Origin of the sequence: Pseudoalteromonas lipolytica (assembly GCF_900116435.1) — a bacterium.
GTDB lineage: Bacteria > Pseudomonadota > Gammaproteobacteria > Enterobacterales > Alteromonadaceae > Pseudoalteromonas > Pseudoalteromonas lipolytica.
Map to the genome: position 1 here is coordinate 204,686 of NZ_FPAZ01000003.1, position 21,791 is coordinate 226,476.

Annotated in this window: 19 protein-coding genes; 8 read left to right on the top strand and 11 right to left on the bottom strand. The window is 42.3% G+C overall.

What is annotated here, in order from left to right:
• Window positions 1–9 precede the first annotated feature (9 nt).
• Together BM378_RS03910 and BM378_RS03915 are read left to right on the top strand one after the other, a co-directional pair.
• Entirely contained in the window at window positions 10–2,730 is a 2,721-nt protein-coding gene (locus BM378_RS03910) for an insulinase family protein (RefSeq protein WP_074988652.1), read from the top strand.
• A 176-nt stretch (window positions 2,731–2,906) separates the two neighbouring features.
• Window positions 2,907–5,024: a putative bifunctional diguanylate cyclase/phosphodiesterase gene (locus BM378_RS03915; protein WP_371915642.1), complete on the top strand. Its 2,118-nt coding sequence runs from the start codon at window positions 2,907–2,909 to the stop codon at window positions 5,022–5,024.
• On the opposite strand, the gene BM378_RS03920 is transcribed toward BM378_RS03915, so the two are convergent.
• Window positions 5,021–5,215 carry a hypothetical protein gene (locus BM378_RS03920; protein ID WP_036969956.1) on the bottom strand — a complete coding sequence of 65 codons (195 nt, stop codon included), beginning with the start codon at window positions 5,213–5,215 and terminating at the stop codon, window positions 5,021–5,023. The two genes, BM378_RS03915 and BM378_RS03920, sit on opposite strands and share 4 nt — an antisense overlap.
• Window positions 5,216–5,435: 220 nt before the next feature.
• On the opposite strand from BM378_RS03920, the gene BM378_RS03925 reads away from it, so the two are divergent.
• Complete coding sequence (locus BM378_RS03925) at window positions 5,436–5,912, top strand: DUF4234 domain-containing protein (RefSeq protein ID WP_074988653.1); 477 nt, start codon at window positions 5,436–5,438, stop codon at window positions 5,910–5,912.
• A 51-nt stretch (window positions 5,913–5,963) separates the two neighbouring features.
• Here BM378_RS03925 and BM378_RS03930 read toward each other — a convergent pair whose 3' ends face one another.
• The 7 genes from BM378_RS03930 to efpL all read right to left on the bottom strand — a co-directional run bounded on the left by BM378_RS03930 (window position 5,964) and on the right by efpL (window position 13,312).
• A complete protein-coding gene (locus BM378_RS03930) occupies window positions 5,964–7,283 on the bottom strand; it encodes a DUF58 domain-containing protein (protein ID WP_074988654.1) in 1,320 nt (439 codons plus the stop codon).
• On the bottom strand, window positions 7,280–8,263 hold the full coding sequence (locus BM378_RS03935) for an AAA family ATPase (protein ID WP_036969962.1): 984 nt from the start codon (window positions 8,261–8,263) through the stop codon (window positions 7,280–7,282). Before BM378_RS03935 ends, BM378_RS03930 begins: the two co-directional genes overlap by 4 nt.
• The gene (locus BM378_RS03940; RefSeq protein WP_074988655.1) at window positions 8,260–9,408 is read right to left on the bottom strand and encodes a DUF4350 domain-containing protein; all 1,149 of its coding nucleotides are present in this window, start codon (window positions 9,406–9,408) and stop codon (window positions 8,260–8,262) included. Before BM378_RS03940 ends, BM378_RS03935 begins: the two co-directional genes overlap by 4 nt.
• A complete protein-coding gene (locus tag BM378_RS03945; protein ID WP_074988656.1) occupies window positions 9,398–10,855 on the bottom strand; it encodes a hypothetical protein in 1,458 nt (485 codons plus the stop codon). The genes BM378_RS03940 and BM378_RS03945 overlap by 11 nt, the downstream gene beginning before the upstream one ends.
• Window positions 10,845–11,795: a stage II sporulation protein M gene (locus BM378_RS03950; RefSeq protein ID WP_074988657.1), complete on the bottom strand. Its 951-nt coding sequence runs from the start codon at window positions 11,793–11,795 to the stop codon at window positions 10,845–10,847. The genes BM378_RS03945 and BM378_RS03950 overlap by 11 nt, the downstream gene beginning before the upstream one ends.
• A complete protein-coding gene (locus BM378_RS03955) occupies window positions 11,792–12,520 on the bottom strand; it encodes an RDD family protein (RefSeq protein WP_074988658.1) in 729 nt (242 codons plus the stop codon). Before BM378_RS03955 ends, BM378_RS03950 begins: the two co-directional genes overlap by 4 nt.
• Window positions 12,521–12,739: 219 nt before the next feature.
• Complete coding sequence (efpL, locus tag BM378_RS03960) at window positions 12,740–13,312, bottom strand: elongation factor P-like protein EfpL (RefSeq protein ID WP_036969970.1); 573 nt, start codon at window positions 13,310–13,312, stop codon at window positions 12,740–12,742.
• A gap of 189 nt (window positions 13,313–13,501) precedes the next feature.
• Between efpL and BM378_RS03965 the strand changes: the two genes are divergently transcribed.
• Window positions 13,502–13,888 carry an MmcQ/YjbR family DNA-binding protein gene (locus tag BM378_RS03965; protein ID WP_036969971.1) on the top strand — a complete coding sequence of 129 codons (387 nt, stop codon included), beginning with the start codon at window positions 13,502–13,504 and terminating at the stop codon, window positions 13,886–13,888.
• A gap of 27 nt (window positions 13,889–13,915) precedes the next feature.
• On the opposite strand, the gene BM378_RS03970 is transcribed toward BM378_RS03965, so the two are convergent.
• The 3 genes from BM378_RS03970 to fadI form a co-directional block, all read right to left on the bottom strand.
• Complete coding sequence (locus BM378_RS03970) at window positions 13,916–14,446, bottom strand: GNAT family N-acetyltransferase (protein WP_036969973.1); 531 nt, start codon at window positions 14,444–14,446, stop codon at window positions 13,916–13,918.
• Between the two features lie 145 nt (window positions 14,447–14,591).
• On the bottom strand, window positions 14,592–16,817 hold the full coding sequence (gene fadJ, locus BM378_RS03975; protein ID WP_074988659.1) for a fatty acid oxidation complex subunit alpha FadJ: 2,226 nt from the start codon (window positions 16,815–16,817) through the stop codon (window positions 14,592–14,594).
• Window positions 16,817–18,127: an acetyl-CoA C-acyltransferase FadI gene (gene fadI, locus BM378_RS03980; protein WP_036969977.1), complete on the bottom strand. Its 1,311-nt coding sequence runs from the start codon at window positions 18,125–18,127 to the stop codon at window positions 16,817–16,819. Before fadI ends, fadJ begins: the two co-directional genes overlap by 1 nt.
• Window positions 18,128–18,464: 337 nt before the next feature.
• Here fadI and BM378_RS03985 point away from each other — a divergent pair, with 337 nt between their 5' ends.
• The 4 genes from BM378_RS03985 to BM378_RS04000 are packed head-to-tail and all read left to right on the top strand — an operon-like array spanning window position 18,465 to window position 21,791.
• The gene (locus BM378_RS03985; RefSeq protein ID WP_036969980.1) at window positions 18,465–19,421 is read left to right on the top strand and encodes an AAA family ATPase; all 957 of its coding nucleotides are present in this window, start codon (window positions 18,465–18,467) and stop codon (window positions 19,419–19,421) included.
• Between the two features lie 3 nt (window positions 19,422–19,424).
• Window positions 19,425–20,369, top strand: coding sequence for a DUF58 domain-containing protein (locus tag BM378_RS03990; RefSeq protein WP_036969983.1), 945 nt, complete (start codon window positions 19,425–19,427; stop codon window positions 20,367–20,369).
• Window positions 20,370–20,371: 2 nt separating this feature from the next.
• Entirely contained in the window at window positions 20,372–20,812 is a 441-nt protein-coding gene (locus tag BM378_RS03995) for a DUF4381 domain-containing protein (protein ID WP_074988660.1), read from the top strand.
• Window positions 20,805–21,791, top strand: coding sequence for a vWA domain-containing protein (locus BM378_RS04000; protein WP_074988661.1), 987 nt, complete (start codon window positions 20,805–20,807; stop codon window positions 21,789–21,791). The genes BM378_RS03995 and BM378_RS04000 overlap by 8 nt, the downstream gene beginning before the upstream one ends.

Here is a 21,791-nt window from a genome sequence, read left to right on the forward strand (position 1 = left end):
GAGAATCTTTTGAATATCAGCCGCAATGATAACAGAACATACCAGCCCCTAACACTGGACAATGGTCTAAAAGTGCTTTTAGTGCAAGACTTAGAGTCAACAAAATCAGCGGCTTCGATGGCTGTTAATGCGGGTCACTTCGACGATCCCCTTGATAGACAAGGTCTGGCTCATTTTTTAGAGCATATGCTTTTTTTAGGGACTGATTTATATCCCGAGTCTGGTGCCTTTTCGAACTTTGTTTCACAATCAGGTGGCAGCACGAACGCCTGGACTGGCACCGAGCATTCTTGCTACTTTTTTGACATCAATAATCAACAGTTTTCAGATGCACTCGCGCAATTTAGTCGCTTTTTTATTGCCCCCTTACTCAGTCCAAAAGAAACCACCAAAGAGCGCAATGCAATTGACGCTGAATTTAAATTAAAAATTAAAGACGACGGACGCCGTATTTATCAAGCGCATAAAGAAACGGTAAACCCAGCACACCCTTTTGCTAAGTTTTCGGTGGGGAATCAACACACATTAGCAGACCGTGAGGGCTGTATTAGCGAAGAACTGCGCGCATTTTTCGACCGTCATTACCAAGCACAATGGATGACTTTAGTTATTTGCAGTAACGCCGATATTGCCACGATGACTGACTGGGTTAAGCAGTATTTTAGCGATATTAAAGGGCAAGCAAAGAGTAAAGAGATCATCGAGCCTCCCCTTTATCGCAAACAAGATTTAGGCAAAGTTTTACACATTGAACCGCACAAACATATGCAAAAGCTCATCATCAGTTTTGCTATGCCCAACATTGACGATTTTTATCGCCATAAAACGGTTAGTTTTATTGCTCACTTGCTTGGCTATGAGGGCAAGGGCTCGATGTATTCAATTTTAAAAGAACAAGGTTGGATCAATGCTCTTTCTGCTGGTGGCGGTATTAATGGCAGTAACTTTAAAGATTTTAATATCAGCGTAGCTCTTACAGATGAAGGTATTGAATACTATGAAGATATTGTCGAAATGGTATTCGAGTATATCTGTTTAATTAATCAAAACTGCGCCAAACTTCCCAGGCTTTATCAAGATAAAAAGAACCTGTTACAAATTGCCTTTGATAACCAAGAAAAAGCACGCCTCATCGACTGGGTTAGTAATTTAAGCATTAACATGCAGCATTACGATGAAGAAAATTACGTACAAGGCGATTATTTAATGGAAGGCTTTAATCGTTGCGCCCATGAAATTGCGATGCAATGGTTAACCCCAGATAATATGCGATTGGTGCTCATTCACCCCGATGTTGAGCCAGAACATACTACCGCTTGGTACAATACACCTTATAAAATCGAAGATATATCGCCATGCTGGTTAGAAGCATTAAGTGAAATAAACACGCCCTTACCTGAAATGTGTCTGCCTTGCGCTAACCCTTATTTAACCAAAGAGGTTGAACTGTTACCGCTAGACACTCCCAAAAAAGCGCCTGAACTACTTGTGAAACAAGAAGGGTTTGATTTTTGGTTTAAGCAAGACGCGACTTTCCGCGTTGCTAAAGGGCATTTTTATTTAGCGATGGATTCTCACTACGCAATTAAAGACGTAAAACACATGGCGCTAACGCGCCTGTTTGCAGACCTTTTTATGGACAGTGTGGCAGAGCAGTTTTATCCAGCCGAACTGGCTGGGCTGAGCTATCATTTAACCTCGCATCAGGGAGGGCTTACACTGCACACAGCCGGTTTATCTTCAAGTCAGCTCACTTTAGTCAACGAATTACTCGAAGCACTGTTTAATGTCGATATTTGCGCAAAGCGCTTTGCCGAGTATAAAAAACAGCTTGTTAGGCATTGGCGTAACAGTAATCAAAACAAACCCGTCAGTGAGCTATTCAGTATTTTAGGGGCGCAAATTATGCCGTGGAACCCTGAGCCCAATGCACTTGCTCAGGCGCTAAAAGATACCAGTTTCCACCAATTCAACTGCTTTAGAACTGAGTTTTTTAAAGCCTTGCATGTTGAGTCATTTTTACATGGCAATTGGCAGCGCAGCGATGCACTTAAATTTCAAAAGCAAATCGTTGATCACCTCGCTGGCAGTACCACTATTATCGATTTAACACGGCCACTAAACGATGTTACCGAAGTAGAACACCAACGTATCACACTCAATTGCAACGACCACGCGATGGTGCTTTATTACCAAGCATTAACCGATGACACCACAGAAAAAGTTAAAATGATGGTGCTTAATCACCTTATCAATCAAGACTACTTTAACGAGCTAAGAACAAAACAGCAGCTTGGCTATTTAGTGGGTGCTGGTTATGCCCCATTCAACACACGCGCTGGCATTGCGTTTTATGTGCAATCGCCTAAACACAACGCTGATGAGATACTCAAACGCCACCAGCAATTTATTAGTAATTTTGTCGCACAGATCCCCACTGTTGATGAGCAGCAATGGCTTCAAACAAAAGCGGGACTCGTCACACATATTGCAGAAAAAGACAAAAACTTACGACTTCGCTCACAACGTTTATGGCTGGCAATTGGTAACCGCGATACTGAGTTTAATATGCAACAACAACTGATCGCTGAGCTTGATGCGCTGAGTCTTGAGGATATGCAGCAATATATTATTGAGATCTTTTCTGAAAACCGGCCTAGAATCGAACTTTTAAGTGAGCCAAAGCTCAAAAAACCAGCAAAAGCCAACCTTTCTTCTCATTCTCTTTGACTCGTTCGTGAGCTTAGATTAAATTATCTGGTGCGAATTAAGGTATTTCATTAATGATAAAAATAATAAAAATGATTTCTACTTTTTTAATAATGAGTATGGCGGATGTTTTTTCTGCTTCTGCAAGCCCGATAGAGCTTGAGCAAAGTACACTGTTGCTGATCCCAAGCACAATTATGATGCTCTTGCTGCCATATTTGCTATTTGTCATTTACAAACTAAAGCGTTCTCGACATCAGCTGCGAATCTCTGAACATCGACTAAAAAGTACCGTAGAAGGCAGTGGTGATACCCTATGGGACTGGAACATAAAAACGGGCGAAGTAATACGTATCAACGATAAATACACCACAGATACGAATAACGCCAACGGCTTCCCTCCTAATCGAGACCTTATTCACCCACATGATTTACCACACGTTGAAAATGCACTCAAAAGACATTTTGCAGAACACACTGCATTTTTCGAAGCAAGTTACCGAATTAAAGATAGTTTTGATCGCTGGCACTGGGTATTAGACCGTGGAAAAATTATCGAAAAAGATACCAACCTAAACCCCTTACGAATGACAGGCACTGTCAGAGATATTTCACAGCTAAAATCAACAGAAGCCCGTTTAAACCTATTTGCTAAATGTGTTGAATCGCTGACTGATGCAATTGCTATCTACGACAAAAACTTTAAGCTTGTTGATTTAAACCCGAGCTTTTTAACTCTGTTTGGCGGCAGCCGTGAACAGTATTTAAAGAAAGATTTTGCACTGCTTGGCTACGACCAAAGTTATGTCGACGAAATTAAAGCCACCGTAAAAGCCACCGAACATTGGCAACAAGAAGTCAAACTTAAAAATGCTCAACGTCAATTATTACCCATTGAAATTTCAATTGATGAAATTAAAAATGAGCATAATCAAATTTGTAATTACGTGGTTGTTTATTCTGATCAAACCGAGCGTAAAAAAGCGGAGTCTCAATTACATAACCTATCAAACAGAGACCGGACGACCGGCTTGCCTAACCGAAACTTATTTTTCACCAATTTAAAAAAACTCGCAAAGCAAGACAATCACCATGCTCTTTTAGTGTTTGACCTAGACAACTTTAAAAAAATTAATGACTCATTAGGTCATCAACTAGGTGACAGTCTCCTAGCTAAACTGGCAATGCGTTTAAATAAACTCACTCGCGAGAAAGATGTGTTTTATCGTTTGGGTGGTGATGAATTTGCACTGGTTATGTCGGGCACTAACGACATTCATACCATCACACGGATGGCTAAACTATTTTTAGCCGCAATAGCCACCCCTTTTAATATGGCAGGCCATGAGCTGGTAATTACCTCAAGTGTCGGAATCGTGCTGTTTCCAGAAGACGGTAATACCCCCGAGCTATTGCTAAAAAATGCCGATACTGCGATGTATCACGCAAAGAAAAAAGGCAACAGCTACTTATTCTTTAATGACACAATGAACCGTGAGGCGGTAAAGCGCTTACAAATTGAAAACTTAATGCGCTACGGATTAAAAGAGGATCATTTCGAAGTCTATTACCAACCGAAAATGAATATTCACACCGGTAAACTCGATGGCATGGAAGCACTCGTCCGCTTTATCACTCCTAAAAAGGGGATTATAAGCCCGGGCGTCTTTATTCCGATTGCCGAAGAAACAGGGCAAATTATTGAAATTGGTGAAGTGGTCTTAAATAAAGCCTGTCGCGATGTGAAAAACTGGATAGATCAAGGCCTCTTTAATGGCCGTGTTGCGGTGAACTTATCCGCTAAGCAATTTAGTTTACCCGACTTAACCACTCGCATTGATTTAATATTACAAAAGAACGAGTTGCCCTCTTATTTTCTCGAACTCGAAATTACCGAAGGCACCGTAATGGATGACCCGCAAGAAGCCATTGCAGTCATGCGCTCGTTAAGCGCTAGAGGTATTCACTTAGCGATGGATGACTTTGGCACCGGTTATTCATCCCTCGCCTATCTAAAACAGTTTCCACTAAACACGCTTAAAGTTGATAAAGCATTTATTGATGATATGCAAACTGAGCGGGGCCGGAACATGGTTGACTCAATCGTTACCATCGCACACAACCTAGAGTTACATGTTGTTGCCGAAGGGGTTGAACAAGCTAAACAAGTAGAGATGTTAAAAGAATTAAAGTGTCAAACGGTGCAAGGTTATTATTACTCAAAACCATTGTCACACCCTGAATTTACCGCATTTTTGAAAAGCCAACTCACTAAGTCAGCTCCAAGTTTAATCAGGAGTGTAAACGTTAATTAAGGGCGCCAACCACATGCCTGACGGCCAACATGGCGAACAAAAGCACGGCGGTAGTGCACATTAAACAAACACCAAGCAATGGGCCCAAGCACGCCCCCTAAAAACATCCAACGTTTTACAGGCATTCCCTTCGAAAGCGACTCTAAATACATCACCAATACAAATAAACAACTCAGTAGAATTAGCAGCACACAGCACCTCATTAAAAACAGCGCGCAGTGTATATAATTTAAGCACAGGTTTAAACCATGAAGCTGTAATAGCCACTATAAAGACGGGTTATATTCTATTACTATCAATTGCAAAGCGTTAAAAAATGCGTGAAATGATATACAGAATAAAGTCGAGGATATAATATAGGAACGTGCCTGTGGCACCTAAGGAAAAAACAATAAAATATGAGGATATATTATGTCTAATGAAACCAGCAATCTATACCAAGCGCCCGAAGCTACCCTAACAGATGCAAACAGCAGTGGTAATAAACCAATCTTAAACTTTGACCGTTTCTCTGCGTGGGGCGTGTTCTTTTTAAGTGTTTTTACACTGGGCATTTACAGTGTTTATTGGCTAGTAAATCGCACAAATCTTGCAAATTCACTCGCTAAACATCAAGTTAGCCAAGGTTTAATTTACGGCTATGTTGGTTTATACGCGGTGAATATTATTTTATCGATTGCGGGAGTTAGCCCCGAACTTGGGGGGGTTGTGTCGCTTATTTCTTTTGTTGTCGCGATCATTCTTATCTTTTCACTGCGTACTTCTTTAACTGAGTTAATTAACGAAAGCAGTGATGAGCCTGTCAAACTAAATGGTATTTTAACCTTTTTCTTCAACGTGATTTACTTTCAATATAAAATCAACGAAGCAATAGACAAGCAAAAATAATCGTTACAAACGTAAAAAAGGCATTGAATTCAATGCCTTTTTTATTACCTGCTAGAGAGCACCTGAGTGCTTCACATTTAAATACGTATTCAACACATGTGGCAGTAGTTGCGTAGGCTTACAATCAATAGCGATGACACCTTGCTTTTTAAGCTTTGCCATATTGGCTTTGTGTGCATTAAGTAAAGCAAGTGCCGCACAATAACTAGTTGCATCTTCATACTTCTCGATTGGCTCATCGAGTACCTCAGCCACTGCACGGTTATTTATATTGATAAGCGCTACAAGGTGGTGCTTTTGCAGCATTTTTATGGCTGGGAGCAATTCATCAATACTCTGCTCATCTAACGTTGTCACCAAGAGCACTAAAGAGCGTTTAGTTCGCTTAGCAATAAGTTGATTAACCGCGACTAAATAGTCACTGCTGCTATTATCGGGGTATAAATCATAAAAATGATTCATCACCCGCGAGACATTCTGCGCCCCTTTAACATCTGGTAACCAACGCAAGGCTTGATTGAAACTTTGCATACTGAACCAGTCACCTTGTTTTAAAACGGTGTGAGCGAGCAATAAAAGTGCATTTAATGCATGATCAAAGTGAGTGCCTTCGTTTGCTTCAATCGCCATTTTTTTAGATGCATCAAGCATCACAATCACATGCTGATTCTGCTCTTCTTGGTATTCACGAGAAATTAATTTACGACGTTTACTGGTCGCTTGCCAGTCAATTTGCCTAACACTATCACCTTGCCGGTATTCCCTTAATTGATGAAACTCAATACCTTCACCCCGCTTTTTGGTTAACTTTAAGCCATTAATTGGCTTATTGGTTACGCCATTAAGGTGTTGCTTTGAGGTTACACGACTAAAATCAGGGTACACTTTTAACCGAGTCTCTTGCTTGACTAACCAGCTAGATTGCCACAGCCCAAAAGACGAGCCAACTCTGAGCTCAATAGCGGTTATGTCAGCATCACCGCGTTTATGAGCACGAATATTAAAGCTCAGCTGTGCTTGCTGCATCGCTGTTAAAAATACCGTCTGTTGCGGCTCAGCAAGCTCTATGGCCTGACTTAAATGCAGACTGGCATCGAGAAGCAGGGGCTGCTTAGCGGTGTTATTGATAGTAAGCTGAACTGGCTGCCAACGATACAATGCCATATTTTGGCTCGTCGACAATTCTGTTGATAACAGCGGCTGCGACTTTGACGCCATTAAGTCAATCCATGTAATCACGACAGGCACCAATAATAACGCCGTCATTATTACGCTTCCAAGCTCAGCTATAGCACAGACAAGCACCATCAGCACAACTGCACATAGCAGTAAAACAAGGCGTTTGGCAGGTCTAAGCTTAATTCGAATCATGAGCGAGGTGCTTCAACACTGGCTAATATGGCATTGATAACTTCGTCGTACGACACCCCTTCTAACTCTAAATCAGCCGATAAGATCAAACGGTGTCTTAAAATATTAGGGGCGACTGATTTTACATCATCTGGGATCACAAAATCGCGCCCATTCATCAATGCGATTACTTTTGCAGCCTTAATCAGGTTTATTGATGCTCGTAAACCTGCGCCGTGCAATACACCTTGCCAAGTTCGTGAATTACGAACAATATCGACAGCATAATTAAGAATTTTTTCGTCAACTAGCCTATCTGCACATAGCTGCTTAATTTCACTAATACGCGCGGCATCAAGTACTGCTGGCAGTTGCTCAACCGTTGATTCATTCGACACCACTTTGGTGTTAAGTTTTAACAACTCCACTTCCGCTTCATGCGAAGGAAAACCCAATTCAACTTTCATCATAAATCGGTCTAATTCCGCTTCAGGCAACGGGTAAGTCCCTTCTTGATCGAGCGGGTTTTGTGTTGCTAAAACCATAAAAGGAGAATCGATAGAAAGCGATTCACCATCAATCGTTATTTGTTGCTCCTGCATCACTTCAAGTAATGAAGACTGGGTTTTTGCGGGTGCACGGTTAATTTCGTCTGCCAATAAAATATTGGTAAAGGCGGGTCCTTTTTTAATATTGAATTCACCCGACTTCATATCATATAAGCTATGACCAACAACATCTGATGGCATTAAATCAGGCGTAAACTGTACGCGCGAAAAATCCACGTTTAAGCTTTTTGCCAATGCCCTAACCAGTAAAGTTTTGCCAAGCCCTGGCACACCTTCAAGCAGTACGTGACCACCTGCAAATAAAACGGTTAGCACATCTTCAACAATGGCATCTTGACCAACGAGGACACGTGAAATGTTTTGCTTTACTTGTTTTACAGCCTCCGCGGCATCTATCAAGCTCATGCGTTTATTTTCCAGTTCCGTGCTCATAATGCATTCCTTAATTGTTTAAATCGTTTGATATATTCTAATCGTTGCTCGCGTGACGTGGGTAATTCACTTACAAGCAGCTGAGTCACTTGTTGTTTGTCGAAGTGCGTTAAATTAGCAATAATTTGTGCCTGTTTATCATCACTTAACATTTTAAAATTAGGGACTCGCATCTCTACTTTGGCATTAAAGTCTTTACGAAGCGCTGTCCATAAATACGCTTCGTGTCCGTGTTGCATGTAGAAATTAGCCACTGCACGAATATGCGCATTAAAACTGGTTTTAATATCGAAGTCAGGGGCATAGGCTCGACCAATTCGACTACTGATATGCCACACTGTAAACACAACCAATAATAAAAGGCTCACAACAAACTGCCAGCTCCAGTGCCATATTTTTGCCAGCCAATTAGGGTATGTTAAATAAGGAACATATGTCACTTTATCAGCCCCTTTGCTAAGCCAAAGTAGGAGGCTGCCATGGTCAAGGTGGCGTAATCGATAGTTTGTAAATGGTGCCAATGACGGCATTACAATAACGCGGCCTTGCCCAAAAGCGAGGTCACACATAACAGTATCGCCCTGTTCTGTGTTTGTGCTGACACCTGGGCAATGTTCAATCGTAAATGCACGGCTTAGTTCAAGCGCTAACACGGTGTCTTCATTAATAGCCAAGGTGCTGTTTTTAGACCCTTCTTTAAGCATTGCAAAGTCATAGTCAAAGGCACTGTCTTTCGCTGAAACGGTGATCCCTAGTTGATTAAAAAACAATGTATTATCAAGTGCCAACTCATCGCGCTGTCGATTCAATACATACACCAATCGCCCACCTTCAGCCACCCATTCAGCGAGCTGCTGATCTAATTGATACGAATCGGCAAGCACCGCTTCATCGACAATTAAAATAGTGTGTGGGTCAATGCGTATTTGTTCGCTATCGGCATGTGCAGCAAGGTGTTTATCTTTAAGCCATTTAATGCCATTTGCGTTTAACAATCGCTGCGCCATGGTGAAATTATCTTTAGCCACATCAGAGTGAAAACCTATTTCGAATTCTTTTTTCTCCCACTCCAGCGACGCAACCCCCGCAACAATAATAAAACCAAGCAATACCAAAGCAGCAATCAGTACATATTTAAGCTTCATGAGTACTTTCCTCCTTGCTGGCTGTCATTGCTTTTATTTCCTCTGTAAGAGCAATAAAATCAAGATCGGGTGTTTGGTGCCCCCAAGCAACACTCACCCACGCTGTAAACAAGCGCGTAAAAATATCGTGTATATGCGTCGGTACTTTGGCATCTATCGCACGCTTACATTCACGCTCAGTCATTGAGCGATGTAATCTCACTTGATGTTGCTGCTGCGCCCAACTAAGCGAGTAATGTAACAAATAAGCCAGCGCTAAACGGTGTTGCCCTGCATTAAAACAACGCAATGCCGAGGCAATTAAATCTGTAGGTAAATCCTGTGCTTTAATTTCAGCAAACAAACTGGGGATCACGGGCTCTTCTTTATGTCTGGCACGTTCAGGCAGGCTTAAATTGGCAAAAAAACCGCGTTTTTTCATTAAGTAATAGACTAACCAAATGACTAATAACGCCACTAACACCCATCCCAATACACCAAAAACCTGCCCTATGGCTTCAAAAATATTAAATAACCATGATAAGTCACTCGATGAGGCTTTTTTGGGTTCAAAAATAGGCGTCCACGTTGTTTCTGTCTCTATCACATTAGGTTCATTATAAAGCGCTGTGACTTGCTCTTTTACCTGTTGTTTATCAATTTCATCGGCGTAACTGGCGGACGGTGCAATAGTAACACTGGATAAGAAAAGCAGTGCCAGTGAACACAATACACCACCTAGACGTGCGCGAATATTTTTAAAAGCGAGCTCAATATCCCACCCTTCAAGCTCAACTCGACGATGTAAATAAGCTAAAAAGCCCCCCGTGACAAATAAAGGCGCAACGAGTGCAATACTTACTATATATAAAGCATTAAAGGCAATTTCTAACCATTCAGGGGCCTCAAAAATCTGATACATCGCTTCTTCAGCAGTAAATGAATACGGCACTAATGCAATCGTTAATGCAGAAAACCCCATCAACAAAATAAATTCAAAGTGGACACAAAATAGCATCCAAAGTGTTTGTTTGGGTTTTGTTGAAGCGAACAACAGCTGTTTGCGCTTCGCTTTTCGTTCTTTAGACAGTTGCTCTAGTTGTTCAACTGGCGCCAAGAAAGCACGATTAGGACTGAACCTTAAGACACTTAAATGCACTAGCATCTCTGCCAACTTTAATTGCTTTAACGACTTTAAACTGTGGCTAATCGAGACCGGTTGATTAAAAACCGCCTTTGACATGTAATCGAGTATCGGGCGCTCGAATAAAGGTTTAAGCCACCATATTAAAAAGGCACTCCAGCTCCAATTAAGTAACACGCCCACAATTATAAATAGTGGTAAGGCCATGCATAAATACATAAAAAACAAAGAAAAAAAGTGCGATTTAACTAATAACACTGTTAAATCAAAGGTTTCGTAAGCATCACGTTTACGAGGGTTAAAAATCAGGCGATTAAGCTCCATAACGCATTCCCTTATAGAGACGATACAGCACATACGCCCAACACCCACTGCCCACTGTATATTTTATTTCATTCGCAATATCGCGCGGGGACCAAAACGCTTCTATGAAAGCAGCTATCACCAGCATTAAAAAGGCTCCTACAATTAAGGGCAAGGCTTTTTGTGCGGCTTGTTTTATGGCATAAGCACGCGTGAATTGACCAGGGTTAAGGAGTGCGTAGCCAATTCGGCACCCTGCTGCAGAGGCAATGATAATCGCTGTCAGTTCAAAAGAGCCATGGGTGATAACAAACGAGAAAAACGGTCCTTCAAACCCAACATTTACAATATGTGCGGCAATGGCACCGAAATAAAAACTGTTGAATAACAAGAAAAATGCAGCTCCTACACAAAACAACACTCCCCCTGCAAACATTTGAAATGCGATCCCTATATTGTTGTAGATATACACCCCAAACATTAATAAATCTTGTGATGCCCCCCGCTCAGCAGATTGCACACTTCCACTTGGGTCATACATTTTTTCTATGTTTAGCAACGTACCTTGCCCTAGAAAAGTATACGCTGCATCTGGGTCCAGTCTTACCCAAATAAAGGCAATTAAAGCTAAGCCCCAAAAAGCCAGCAAATTAACAGCTAACATCACACGGTTTTCATACAGAGCCCGAGGAAACGCTGTTCGTGCGACATGCCATAGCTCAGAAAACTGATTGCTACGAGACAAATACAAACGTTTTTGGCCTAACTGCACTAAACGATTTATTTGTTCAACGAGTATGGGGCTGTATTGACGGCTTTGAGCGATGGCTAAATCATTACAGATCTTGCGATACAGATTTGGAAAATGAATGGGCAACGACTCTGAACGTTCCATTTCACATAACGCTTTGAATTCATCCCAGCTTTGTGTGTTCGATTTTACAAATTGGGTTTGTTTCATTGCTGACTCTCCACGTGTGAGTGGTCATGATTATCGTGTAGTTGCCCAGCAAAATAACGGGCATAACTGGCTAATTGCTCCTCAATATCGGTTTCATTACTGGCTAAAGGCTCAGCAAGTATAGTGGCAATCTCCAGGTGTCTGGCAGCGGATAACTCATTGTGTCGTTCAGCAAAAGCAAGCACCGCTAATTGCTCTTCGGTCGTCAAGCTGACAGCAGGAATGCTCACATCACCTTTGGGCAGTAATGGGCGCTCTTGCAGCTCATCATCATAAATAACTAAGGTGCCTGCTGCCCAATCGCCGATCCGTTTGAATCGCGTATTAAACATCATCACGATGAGTCCTAAAAAATAACCAATAGGCAGCATATCAGCAGGACGTAATAAGTTGCGTACCACTATTTGCGAAAAGCTCGCTGGCAAACCGTTGTCTTGTACTACACGTATTTTGAGGCGTTTTTTACCGGGGGTCTGACCATTTTCCATTTCAAAAAGGATGTTGTATCCCCAAGATATAAGAAAGTAGGCAATAAGAACAAGGCCTTCGCCTGCGTCTCCAAAAAAAGAAAAGAGCGTTGCTATGGCAAGCAGGATCAAGCCACGAATAATAAGATCGATAATATAAGCGTAACTACGCGCCACAACACCTGCTGGTGTTATAGCAATATCAACACCTTCTGGGAGTTTAACGTACTCTCTGTTTTCCAATCCGTGGTTTAACATGCAATCTACTACTAGTCGTTATTATCGTCTTTGCTTATTAGGGCAGAACCTTAAAAAGCAATAAGTTAAGTAAACCATGATGCGCGTTTTCCTGTCTTTTTTCAATGCCTTTTAGCCTAAAAAAAGGAACATAGGCTGATGTTTAAAGTGAACTTAGCCCTAATTTTAACTTAACAAAAAAGCCGACATAAATGTCGGCTTTTACAGATGATCTGATAATTATTTTTCTGCTCGACCCATAAACTTATGTTCAGCAGTATTAATACGAATACGATCGCCCGTTGAAATGTGCTCTGGTACTTGAATCGTTAACCCAGTAGTTAAACGCGCAGGCTTCGAGCGTGCACTCGCAGAGGCACCTTTAATCGAAGGGTCAGTTTCTTCAACAACAAGTTCTACACTTGAAGGTAAATCGATACCAACAGGCGCGCCATCAATCACAATGACATGCACACCTTGTGTTTCTTCGTTAACGAATAAAATTTCTTCGCTAATTGCGTCTTTATTAAGGTTATAAGGCGTGTAATCTTCATTGTCCATGAACACATATTCTTCGCCATCAATATAAGAAAACATTGCTTCACGACGCGTCAAATCAGCAAGCTTTAACATGTCACTGTCTTTAAACGTCTCATCGACTTTACCGCCAGTAACAACATCGTATAAACGCATACGGTATAAGCTACCACCAGCTCGACCTTGCGGCACAGAACGCTGGATATCTTTTACTACTAAAACACGGCCATTGTATTCAATCGCTGCGCCTTTTTTTACTTCACTTGCCTTAGGCATGGGTGTATTCCTATCGTTTTTTGATGACAGAAATTTACCACGTAATGGCTTTTGTTCAATAAAAATTTGCAGTTTTCCATCACCCGCATTATTTATCCTAGTTTTCAGCAAATTATAAAAATAGATATCTCCAAACTTAAAAATTCTGCTATGTTTATAACTACGAAAAATGACTTCAAGGATTGGATCATGAATCAACACACAGTACACGAATATTTAATGAAAAAGCCATTGGTGATGATCACCCAACCATTTGGCCAAGATGTCGATGTTTATAAGGTTAACCATAAAATGTTTGCCACTCTCGTAGAGGGAAAAGAAGGCCAAATTGACGATGAAGGTAACCTTGTTTGGTGGTTAAATTTAAAATGCGATCCTGATGAAGCCCAAGCATTGCGAGATATTTTCCCATCCGTGGTCCCGGGTTATCACATGAATAAACGTTTATGGAATACCGTTATTTTAGATGGCACAGTACCACAAGGGGAGATTGAACGTATGATTGATAATTCGTTTAATCTAGTGGTCGCAAACATGCCTGAAAAAGACAGAAAAGCGATTGAGTTGCACCTTTAACCTCTTCGCTAGTTACATCAGCACTGATCACAGGGTGTGATCAGTGCGATTCAAATAAAAATGATGATCGGTATACAAAATACCCCCTATCATATAAGCATCAGGCTGTTTTTCAATTAACTGAAAACCACATTTCTCCAGCACTTTTTCTGAACCGACATTGCCCTCAGTGACCACGGCTTTAAATTCACAAACGCGGTGTTCGCGAATAGCATAATCAAGCACCGCTTTTAATGACTCAGTAGCATAACCACGGCCATGAAAGTTTGGCAGTAGCAAATAGCCTACTTCTTGGCTATTTGGCACAGTGGATGACGTAAACCCTGTCACCCCGACTTCTTTGCCCGTGCAGGTTTCGACTATCACCAAACACAACGGCGTATTGCCACCTGGTGACCAAGGCTTTAAGCGTTCATTAAACTTAGCGCGTACGTGTGCTTCAGAGGGTTTATCAAAGCACTTTTCAATCACATCAATATCGTTGTGTAATGCATAAAATAATGGCCAGTCATCGGCATTTAAAGGTCTTAAAGTTAATCGCGCAGTGGTGAGAGTCATGGTGATTAGTCGTTTGCTAAATAAAGTCTGTTATAGCAAATCACTCCCCTACTTTAAATACAACTTATAGCCAATACAGCAACAAAAAAGCCCTGTTCAATAGGAACAGGGCTTTTAGTATGAAGTCACTCGTTAACTACACAGCTTAACTTTTAGTTGTTTCAGCATTTGGCTCTTCTGAGGCTTGCTCATCTTCAACCACTTCTTTCGTTACTTCGACAGGGTCTAGGTGTGATTCCTGTTGTTCAACAACAAACTCTTCAGCACTTTGATAAAAACGCCCCTTATTCTCAGCCATTGCCTTTAATGTATCGCATGGCGTAAAAATAGGGTTATAGTTTGCAAATGTTGCCATTTCAGAGCTCACTTGCGCCGCCCCTAGCTTATCCATATAGCTAAATGGGCCGCCTAAGAACGGTGGGAAGCCGATACCAAAAATAGCCCCAATATCCCCGTCACGTGGGCTGGCAATAATGCCATCATCTAAACAACGTACCGCTTCATTTAGCATTTGTGCCACACAGCGTTTGGCTATTTCGCTTTTATTTAGACGTGGCGAAGGAGTCACACCCAATAACTCGTAAACTGACTCATCCACTTTTTTATCTTTTTTGTCGTAAAGATAAAAACCACGTCCCGTTTTACGACCTAAACGTTTAGAATCAATTAAACGATTAAAGGCATCAGGGGCTTTAAAACGCTCACCCAATTCTTTTTCTAAAATTGGCGCAATTTTAGAGCCAATATCAATGCCAACTTCATCAAGTAAAGCTAATGGACCCACAGGGAAACCAAACTCAACAAGCGCTTGGTCAATCTTCTCAATAGGTTCACCCGCAAGCAGTAAATTAGCCGCTTCGTTTACATACGGCGCTAAAATACGGTTTACGTAAAAACCCGCCATGTCTTTCACCACAATCGGCGTTTTACCTTGCTTACGAGCAAAATTAACAACGCGCGCAATGGTGTCTTCAGACGTGCCAGCGTGAGGAATTATTTCAACCAATGGCATTTTTTCTACAGGTGAGAAGTAGTGCAATCCAATTACATTCTCTGGGCGTGCAGCATTAGCGGCAATGTGTGCAATCGGTAATGACGATGTATTACTTGCAAAAATCGTGGTGTCTTGGCACTCACGCTCAACATCGGCCACCATACCTTGCTTAAGTGCCAAATCTTCAAACACAGCTTCAATAACAATATCAATGTGTTTAAAGCCGCTGTAATCTGTCGTGCCTGTAATACGGCTCATGGTTTGTTGCAGCTCGGCTTTTGATAAAATACGGCGCTTTTGCTTTTTGTCTAAAATCTTGTAGCTGTAGTTCATTGCATTACTAATGCCCTTTTCAGCCACATCTTTAATACGCACAGGCACACCCGCTTTAACAGCACTTACGTGGGCAATACCCGCGCCCATCAATCCGCCGCCAAGAACTGCGGCTTTACTAATGGCTGGTGCGTCATCATTACGCCACTCTTTTTTCATTTCAGTGGTTGCAAAGAAAATACCACGCAACGCTTTAGACTCGTCGCTCATAACAAGCGTTGCAAAGCCTTCTGCTTCTGTTTTGTATGCTTTTAATTGATCAAGTTCAACACTCGCACGCACGGCTTTAATAATTGCTAAAGGCGCAGGGTAATGACCGCCCGTTTTCTTAAGCACATTTTCTTGGGCTTTTTTGAAAATAATATTGCGGCCAAACGGGTTTGACTCTAACAATTGGCTCAAACGGTCTAATTTAGGCTTGCTTACTTTCGCTTTCCCTTTAAGGGCAAACTCTTTTGCAACTTCAAGTAATACACTGTGCGGAACACAATCATTTACCAAGCCTGTTTTTTTCGCTTGTTTTGCACGTACTTGTTTACCTGTTAGCATCCATTCGAGCGCTTTTTGCAGGCCAACTAATTTAGGTAAGCGCTGAGTACCCCCACCCCCAGGTAATAAGCCTAGTTGTACTTCGGGTAAACCCAGCTTCGTGATGTCGCTGTCTGAACAGACACGATAATCACACGCTAATGCAAACTCTAATCCCCCACCAAGCGCCGCACCATGAATGGCACTGACTGTTGGGAATGGTAGTTTTTTCATATCGAAAAACGCTTGCTGACACATCTCGCTCAGCGCTAATGCATCTTCACGACTGTTTGCACTATCAAGCATTTTAATGTCGGCACCGGCAATAAAGTTATCGCTTTTACCACTAATAAATACCATGCCTTTAACAGCTTGTTGTTGTGCGTCTTTTAATAGTGTTTTTAAATCTTCTGCGAAACTACTGCGCAGGGTGTTCATTTTTTCACCCGGCACATCAATTGTCACAACGCCAACACCGTCATCACCTACCGATAAACTAAATACTGAATCTGTCATTACGCACTCTCCAATACAAAGGCTGCACCTAAGCCACCCGCTGCACAGGCAGTCGTTAAAGCAAGGCCGCCACCGCGACGATTAAGTTCATGTAAGCTTTGCGTGATCAGGCGCGCACCTGTTGCCGCAAATGGGTGACCGTAAGCAAGCGAGCCACCTAACACATTGAACTTGTCCATGTTAATTTCACCGATCGCTTTGCTGCGACCCAGCTTTTCTTGGGCAAACTTATCTGATGCAAACATTTTCATATTTGCCAGTGTTTGCGCTGCAAATGCTTCGTGCATTTCAATTAAATCTAAATCAGCTAATGTGATGCCCGCACGGTCAAGCGCGATGGGTGTTGAATGGGCTGGGCCCATAAGCATGTCTTCGTGCACACCGATTGCCGAAAACGCAAAACTACGGACATAGCCTAAAATATTGTAACCCAGTGCTTTTGCTTTGCTTTCGCTCATCATAAGCACCGCAGCGGCCCCATCAGTTAATGGCGTTGAGTTTGCCGCCGTCACTGAACCGTGTTGGCGATCGAAGGCTGGTTTTAATTTAGCGTAACCTTCAATACTTGAGTTATGACGAATATTGTTATCTTGCTCGATGAAGCTTTTATACGGTGCAACGTGTGCCGTCATCACTTCGTCTTTTAATTTACCGTCGGCCCATGCTTGGCTCGCAAGCGTGTGCGAACGGTGCGCAAGTGCATCTTGGTCAGCACGGCTAATGTTATGCGTTTTAGCCATTTGCTCAGCTGTTTGACCCATAGATAAACCTGTAGAGTATTCCGCAACGGCTGGCGGTACCGGCATTAAGTCTTTTAAACGCAATTTAGAGAATATTTTTAAACGCTGCCCGAACGTACGCGCCTTGTTTAAATCAACTAAGCTGCCCGCTAATTTTTTGCTCACACCGATTGGTAATACAGACGATGAATCAGCACCACCAGCAATACCAACCTGCACAGACCCCGCCATAATTGACTCGGCTACGTTGGCAATTGCTTGGAAACTTGTTGCACACGCACGTGATACCGAATACGCATCAACAGAGACAGGCATACCGGTGCCAAGCACTATTTCGCGGGCAATATTCGGGGCTTCTGGCATTTGCACTACTTGCCCAAATACCAATTGATCAATTTCAGATTTATCGAAGTTAAGGCGCTCAAGCATTTCGTTGACAACTAACTTGCCCATATCAAGGGCTGGTACATGATGGAATGCTGTGGCTTGTTTTGCGAATGGCGTTCGTAAGCCGCTAACGATAGCGATACGATCGCCCTTTGCTGTTTTAAGTATGTTTTGCTCAGACATTTATGCTCTCCCGCTGACAGGTCTGACCTGTTTGTTTTTCCTGATTCTAAAACAACCCGTGTATGAATGCCAATAGTAAGTTACCAACCATAGGCTTTTTTCGACCTATTTACAAAAAATAGCACCATTTATATGCTAGGCTAAAAATCCTTAAAAAATAACGAACTATTTTAGGATTTTCTGTCTAACACTTGTGTTATGACTTTTGAATCCTTATAACTTGTTGATAGCGCCCCAATCACAGTATCGCTTGGATAATTTATCGGCACTGAATAGTGTTTATTGGCGCTTCACAAAAATGAACTTTGACTCACGCTTTTAGGACAGTCTTTTTATTATGGCAGTTAACGCATTTTCACAATTAAAATCATACTTAGACACGCAAATTATCGGCCAACCTCAATTAACTCAAGCACTGTTAATCGCTATTTTAGCGGATGGTCATTTATTGGTTGAGGGCCCGCCAGGACTTGCTAAAACGCGTGCTGTTAACGCGCTAGCTAAAGGCGTTGAAGGCAGTTTCCAACGGGTTCAATTTACCCCTGACTTGTTGCCAGCAGATGTCACAGGCACCGATATCTATCGTCAGCAAACAAGCGAATTCGTCTTTGAAAAAGGGCCGTTATTCCATAACCTGATTTTGGCTGATGAAATTAACCGTGCTCCTGCAAAAGTGCAGTCTGCATTGCTCGAAGCGATGGCAGAACGCCAAGTAACCGTTGGCAAAAACACTTACCCGTTGTCAGACTTGTTTATGGTGATGGCAACGCAAAACCCATTAGAGCAAGAAGGGACTTACCCTCTGCCAGAAGCACAACTAGACCGCTTTTTATTACACTTAAGCATTGATTACCCGGGCGCTGAGCATGAGCTTGATATTTTGCGTCTGACGCGTGGCGAAGCAATTTCTGATAAACAAGCGAGTACAGAGCAAATTAGCCAAAGCGAATTATTTGCCGCCCGAAAAGCAATTTTAGGCTTATACCTTGCTGAACCGCTTGAAAAGTACTTAGTGCAATTAATTGTTGCAACCCGTGAAGCATCAGAACTTGATGAACAACTTGGCCGCTGGATTGAATACGGTGCCAGTCCGCGTGCCACAATCGCGCTTGATAAATGTGCCCGTGCACATGCATGGCTTGAAGGTCGCGACTTTGTTGCCCCCGATGATATCCAAGCGGTTCTTCACAATGTGTTACGTCATCGCATCATTTTGAGCTACGAAGCCCAAGCCGATGGTATTAGTAAGGATGACGTTATCAGTCGCATCCTAGAATTGGTTGCAGTGCCATAAACTATGTCTAGCCAATTTGATACAGCGGCGTGGTTAGCTGCAAGTCATAGTCAAGGCGTTAATTTATCACTCAAAGAGTTGATGTATTACAAAGCTAAGGCTCGCTTGCTTGAACTTGCGCCCAAAGTAAAAATCAAAAACAGCTTAGCTGGGCAATATCTTGCGCCTCATAAGGGGCGTGGGATGGAATTTGCCGAAGTGCGCCATTACCAAGCTGGTGATGATATACGCTCTATCGACTGGCGTGTAACAGCACGTACTGGCGAAACCCACACAAAGCTGTTTCAAGAAGAAAAAGAGCGTCCTGTTTTTGTCTTTACTGACTTTTCAAACTCGATGCTATTTGGCTCTCGGTTATTATTAAAGTCGGTGCAAGCTGCGCATATCAGTGCGCTGGTAGCATGGTCGGCCTGCCAACGAGGTGACCGCATAGGTGGTTTGGTGTTCAACCAACACAGCCATCATGAGCTAAAACCTACATCACGTGAAAAAGCAGTATTAAAGCTTTGCCATAATTTATGCGATATTCACAGCAACGCACTTAACAATATCGACAAAACAGCTTCCAGCTTATTCAGCGATAATCTCAAACGATTAAATCACTTAGCAAAGCCAGGAAGCCTTGTGTATATTGTCTCAGACTTTAATGCTCTTGATGAAGCAAGCTTTAAACAGCTTGAAATGCTCAGTAGACACTGCGAACTAATTGGTTGTCATATCAGTGACCCGTTTGAGCATCAGCTGCCGGCATTTAAGCAAACCGTCACTGTGTCTGCTAATGGCCAAGATTTAGCCCTACCATTAATGGACAAACAATTCCGTGAACGCTTCGCAAAATCAGCCGAGCACTCTTTTACTCAAAGACTAAAACGCTTACAGAAATCGGGGCTGAGTTTAATTTCATTCAGTGCAGCCACACCGCTTGAGCTGCAATTAGTGAGAAAGTAACAATGCAAACAAATCCGCTCGATGGCTTACATGATGTCATTGCACCCGCAGAGGTTGCGTGGTGGCCACTTGCGCCTATTTGGTGGCTAATAATCTCAATAGTCTGTGTGCTTTTGATTATTGGCTTGGTGCAGTTATATAAAAATAACCAATTTAAAAAAGCCAAAAAACAGGCTATTGAACTAAGTCGCACACTCGCAGATGACGACGTGCAGGCGCTGCATATCATTTTAAAACGCTTAACACGTCACTACTACACAGAACAATTAGCTGCTCAGCCTGTGGCACAATGGTCACAGAGTTTGTCACAGCTTAGCGGCGACACCTTTAGCTATGATGAATTAATGCAACTTTATCAACCAGACAATAACCATGCCGAGCTGGGTGTAAAATTACGCCATGCCATCAATAATTTTAAACTCAAGGAGTCTATTAATGTTTGAGTTTAGCTGGCCATGGTGCTTTATTTTATTACCTTTACCTTGGTTATTAAGCCGCTTAAAGCCGCTAAAGCAACAAGGTAACTTGCGTTTGCGTATCCCTGGATTTGCTAAGTTAGGCCTTAATAATCAAGCCGCACAAGACCACGGCCGCAAGGTATCGATAGTCGAGTGGATAATTTGGGCGCTATTGGTTATCGCTATTGCCAATCCAACATGGCTTGATGAACCAATTACCTTACCAAATGAAGGCCGCGATATCATGCTGGCAGTTGATTTATCAGGTTCGATGACAGAGCAAGATATGGCGTATCAAGGACAATATGTTGATCGACTGACCATGGTAAAAGCGGTACTCAGTGACTTTATAGAGCAACGCCAAGGCGACCGCTTAGGACTGATCTTATTTGGTGATACCGCCTTTTTACAAACCCCACTAACCCGCGATGTAAAAACAGTAAGCCAAATGCTCAGCGAAGCCCAAATTGGGTTAGTTGGCCGTGCCACAGCGATTGGTGATGCTTTAGGGCTGTCGGTAAAACGGTTTGCCAATAAAGACGAAAGTAACCGTATTGTGGTGTTGTTAACAGATGGCCAAAACACTGCTGGCAACCTTGACCCTGATGACGCGCTGTTACTTGCCCGTGAAGAGGGAATAAAAGTGTACACCATAGGCGTAGGTTCCGATAACCCTCGCGGTTTTAGCTTATTTAACATGGGCGGAATGAGTGGTGGTAATCTAGATGAAGGCTTACTAAAACGCATTGCAGAACAAACCGGTGGTCTCTACTTTAGAGCGAAGGATGTCGCAGGGCTTCAGCAAATCTATAAAGAGCTCGATAAACTGGAGCCTATCAGCAGTGATGAACAAACATTCCGCCCGCAAGTCTCCTTGTTTTATTTACCCTTACTTGCAGCGTTGGGCATTATTGCACTTGCCTTGCTTGTTAATTTTATTCGCCAATTTAAACGGGAGGTCTAA